This is a genomic window from Acidimicrobiia bacterium (assembly GCA_016650365.1).
Classification (GTDB): Bacteria; Actinomycetota; Acidimicrobiia; order Spongiisociales; family JAENVV01; genus JAENVV01.
This window is the reverse complement of the sequence record JAENVV010000165.1, coordinates 1-2,807: the sequence shown is the minus strand read 5'-3', so window position 1 is coordinate 2,807 and position 2,807 is coordinate 1. Positions and strand designations below refer to the sequence as shown.

4 protein-coding genes are annotated in these 2,807 nt (G+C 60.9%); all 4 read left to right on the top strand.

Annotated elements, in window-relative coordinates; translation table 11 throughout:
* Positions 1-27 precede the first annotated feature (27 nt).
* The 4 genes from JJE47_10205 to JJE47_10190 all read left to right on the top strand — a co-directional run bounded on the left by JJE47_10205 (position 28) and on the right by JJE47_10190 (position 2,052).
* Entirely contained in the window at positions 28-696 is a 669-nt protein-coding gene (locus tag JJE47_10205) for a hypothetical protein (protein MBK5267794.1), read from the top strand.
* Between the two features lie 11 nt (positions 697-707).
* The gene (locus JJE47_10200; protein MBK5267793.1) at positions 708-1,205 is read left to right on the top strand and encodes a hemerythrin domain-containing protein; all 498 of its coding nucleotides are present in this window, start codon (positions 708-710) and stop codon (positions 1,203-1,205) included.
* Complete coding sequence (locus JJE47_10195; GenBank protein MBK5267792.1) at positions 1,202-1,516, top strand: metal-sulfur cluster assembly factor; 315 nt, start codon at positions 1,202-1,204, stop codon at positions 1,514-1,516. Before JJE47_10200 ends, JJE47_10195 begins: the two co-directional genes overlap by 4 nt.
* A gap of 107 nt (positions 1,517-1,623) precedes the next feature.
* Positions 1,624-2,052 carry a hemerythrin domain-containing protein gene (locus JJE47_10190; protein ID MBK5267791.1) on the top strand — a complete coding sequence of 143 codons (429 nt, stop codon included), beginning with the start codon at positions 1,624-1,626 and terminating at the stop codon, positions 2,050-2,052.
* Positions 2,053-2,807: the final 755 nt, after the last annotated feature.

Here is a 2,807-nt window from a genome sequence, read left to right as displayed (position 1 = left end):
CATCGACCGTCGGCCCGATCCGGGGTCATGTCTGTGACGTTGCTCGGGGTCGGGGTCACCCCGCTGACCCTCGGTCTCCTATTCTCCATACCGTGGCTCGCCTGGCTCGGGGGAGGTCTGGTCGCCGGAGGTTTGTGCGCTCACATCGTGTCGTTTGTCTCATCGGTTCGGCACCGCCACCGTAAACTTGAGCTTCTCCATGGTTTCTTGTTCGTGTCCACGACCTTTCTGGTGGTGGCGCTCCTGCTCGGCGGATCAGCGGCCGGCCTCCCGATGGGCCCGGCGTTGCGGACCCGACTGGTAACTGCCGAAGTGGCATCCCTGATGGCCTGGCTGTCCCTGGCGGTCATCGGCCATGCCCACAAAATTGTACCGTTCATCGTCTATACGGCACTGCGGTCGAGGGGTATTCGAAACCACCCGTCGGGCCGTCCGCTGCTCTTTGGAGACCTTTACCGAAAACGTCCTGCCTGGGTCACACTCGCACTTGCCGGAGGAGGTTTCCTTGCCCTGATCGCCGGAATCATCGGCGAGTCTGAAAGCGCGGTCGCCTCGGCTGGACTGTTGGTGGCTACGAGTGGCCTGGTCACCACCCTCAATCTGACACTAAGTCCCAGATTGATTTCACGGGCAGCCTCAAGGCAGGATCGCCCGCTTTCCGACCTCAACCCGGACACCGTAATCGCCCCAACCTGAAAGGATCGAACATGACCATTCTCCCAACCGAACCAATCCGCCGCGAGCATCGTGAACTCTTACCCACCATCCAGGAATTGGAACAGGCTGCTGCCGGGGTGGGCGGGTGGAGCGTCGAGATTGCGACCGACCGGCTCCGTCACATCGTCGAGTTCCTTGAGCATCACCTTATTCCCCACGCCGCCGCCGAGGAGGAGGTCCTCTACCCGGCAGTAGATCAGCTGACCGGCGCGGTGACTGCCACCGCGACGATGCGGGTTGATCACCAAGAAATCGCCTCGCGCACCGCCCGGCTCGCCGCCTCGGTCGTCGCAGCTCTCGATGGCTGGCCCAACGACGAGCAGGCTGGGGACATAGCCCGGCAACTTAGTGCCCTGGCAGGGATCATCGTGCTCCACTTTCGCAAGGAAGAGGAAGTACTGCTTCCCATTCTCGACTCGGTGCTCTCTTTGGAAGAGGCCGAAGCACTCTTCGAAAGTATGAACCACGACGCCCACCAACACGCATGACCACCCCATCTACATCCCCCGATGTCGTTGCGGCCGCCTACCGGGCGCTGCAGAACGTCTGGGATCCCGAACTGGGGCTCGACGTCGTCACCATGGGCCTGATCTATGACGTCCGGGTCGACGAATCCGGATTGGTCGTCGACATGACCTTGACCACTCCGGGATGCCCGGTATCGGAACAGCTTCCCCAGGAGGCCGGGCAGGCAGTCCGCCGGGCATTACCCCAGATCCCAGTTCAGGTGAACCTCGTCTGGGACCCACCGTGGAGCCCGGAACGGATGTCGACTGACGTGCTGGGCCGGTTTCGCTGAGATGGAGATCCCGACCGTTACGCCGACACCGGACAGGATTCGTCAAATGAGCCGACGAGGGCGAAGGCTCCGCCCAGATGGGACGACTCTGTGGGAGGAGGATTGGGATGTGTGAGTATTGTGATTGTCGAAGGATCCCCGAGATTGCCGAACTCGGTGAGGAGCATGAATACATCACGGAGCTGGCCGACGAGGTAGAGATCCGGGCCAGTGGCGGAGCGCCGGCCCGGATGGCTGCTTTGGTCCGCCTTCGTGAAGCCTTGACCTTCCACGCCCAACGCGAGGAGCGAGGTATCTTTGCCGAAGGTATGGTGGCCGGATTGAAGAACTATTACATCGAGGACCTCGAAGATGACCATCGACGCTTTGTGGAAGCGTTGAGCGACCCGGCCCTCGACGGGGTGGAACTTCAGGCCTTGCTAGACGACCTTCACCGTCACATCGCCATCGAGGAATATGACGTTTTCCCGGCCGCAGCCAAGCGTCTGTCCGATGAGCAGTGGCAGTCCATCGCTCTGGCGAATACTCTCGCATGACCCTGATCCATCAGGTCGATGGTGACAAAGCCGGGATCGGACAGAACCGATCGGGATCGGCTTGGGGATGGTTCGGGTGAAGGGGCGGCAGTGAGGAATTGCCCGTGGGGTTCTTGCGAGAGTCGACGCTCGCCCGGTTACCTCGGAGGAGGTAGGCCGACTAACCGGTTCGATCCCAGTATCGCCCACTTCGGGATCCCTTGTGTTTGTTGGGGTTTCTAGGTGAGTCCCCTTCCTTGATTCCTGTTTTGGGATCGTCGCGTCCACATGAAATGGGTCCCAGAGCGGGTCCGAGGTGTCGGCGGCGTTTCGGTCGAGGCCTTCGTAGAGGTGGCTGGAGGCGTCCAGGACGGTCTTGACGCTGGTGTGTCCCAGGCGAGGCGATGACGGTCATGGAGAAAGGTTTGATCATCAGGGCCGGTACATATTGGGTCCGGCACCAGGGGATGTGGGCAGATTCCCGGTCAGCGTCAGATCAGGTGAGGTTGTCCTCGACAGGTGAGAGTGGTGGGGCCATCAGAATCTGGAGGCGGCGCTGCCGTTAGGCCCTATTCAACCACTAAGGGGTGAAGATGTGTCTGGTGGAAGGAAGATGGCAGTGGGCGGCGGCGATTTCAGTTGGTGGACGACCGAGTTTGGGGAAGTGGTCTTCCCATTTTGGGAGTGTAGTTCGGAGCTGTCAGACCTGTGCTGCATGGACCATTGTCGTTTTATGGCCTGCGCGTGGACTGAGGTAGACGCCGGCTATCTGAGTG

What these genes read in the sequence shown, in the direction of transcription:
- JJE47_10205 (MBK5267794.1), top strand. Translation starts at nt 28, where the DNA reads ATGTCTGTGACGTTGCTCGGGGTCGGGGTCACCCCGCTGACCCTCGGT.
- JJE47_10200 (MBK5267793.1), top strand. Translation starts at nt 708, where the DNA reads ATGACCATTCTCCCAACCGAACCAATCCGCCGCGAGCATCGTGAACTC.
- JJE47_10195 (MBK5267792.1), top strand. Translation starts at nt 1,202, where the DNA reads ATGACCACCCCATCTACATCCCCCGATGTCGTTGCGGCCGCCTACCGG.
- JJE47_10190 (MBK5267791.1), top strand. Translation starts at nt 1,624, where the DNA reads ATGTGTGAGTATTGTGATTGTCGAAGGATCCCCGAGATTGCCGAACTC.